The following is a 956-nucleotide window of genomic DNA, read 5'->3' as shown; positions in this document are numbered from 1 at the left end:
TTGACCTATACTTTCTCCGCTGACATGGGTTTTTCTGAAGCAGGAAATTATGAAGTGACCGTATTTAGTGAACTGTCGGGAGATTTGGTGCAATCCAATGATACGTTGCGTGCTAATACGGCTAAGCAATCGGTTTACAGTGCTGGATTGCCTTATTTTGAAGATTTTGAAGTCACAACAGATACGGTATATGTTGGTTCTCAAGGGGGACTTGAAGGTCTCTCGGGTTGGAGTTTTGTACCAGACACTGATAACGGAAATGTATCTATTGGGACATATTCAGGTAATGAAACTCGCGCAATGAAGCTTGCTCGAGAAGAGTCTATTTATGAGTTTACGGTCAATTTAGCGGTACTCACTTTGGACTTGAGTGACAAATCTGTTGCCACGGATGATCTTTTACTTGACTTTGATTTTTCTCAGAATAGTGCTTACCCTTATGCTGAGAATAAAGTTTATGTGAGAGGGAGTGCGTCTGATGATTGGATAATTCTTTATGACTGGTATGCCAATGCTGGTAATAATTATGAATGGATAGTTGTTAACTCTTTAGCGGTTAGTGATACACTTGCCGCCAATGATCAGGATTTTTCAGCGACTTTTCAGTTGCGTTTTGGAGAAAAGGAAGATTATGCATCAGACGCCTTTTTGTTAGATAATGTTCATGTTTACGAACGTCCTGCACATGACCTAGCGGCAATCGATTTGGAAATTCCCGCATCATCACCGTTACTCGGAGCGACAGAACAAATTACTGTACAGTATGTGAATCAAGGAGTAAGTACAGAGACAAGCGTACCGTTGACGGTTTGGATCGATGGCCCTAGTGGTAGACAAGAGGTGAGTGAAACAGCAGCGATATCATTGGCTACAGGAGATACCTTGACCTATACTTTCTCCGCTGACATGGGTTTTTCTGAAGCAGGAAATTATGAAGTGACCGTATTTAGTGAACT

1 protein-coding gene is annotated in these 956 nt (G+C 41.6%); it reads left to right on the top strand.

The features are described 5' to 3' along the window. Nucleotides 1–956, top strand: a 956-nt coding sequence (locus BGP76_RS20280; protein ID WP_158584163.1) for a hypothetical protein, incomplete at both ends; no start/stop codon positions are given.

This window comes from Reichenbachiella sp. MSK19-1, assembly GCF_003590315.1.
Classification (GTDB): Bacteria; Bacteroidota; Bacteroidia; order Cytophagales; family Cyclobacteriaceae; genus Reichenbachiella; species Reichenbachiella agariperforans.
Note: the sequence above shows the minus strand (reverse complement) of the source record. Positions and strands in the feature narration are given on the sequence as shown.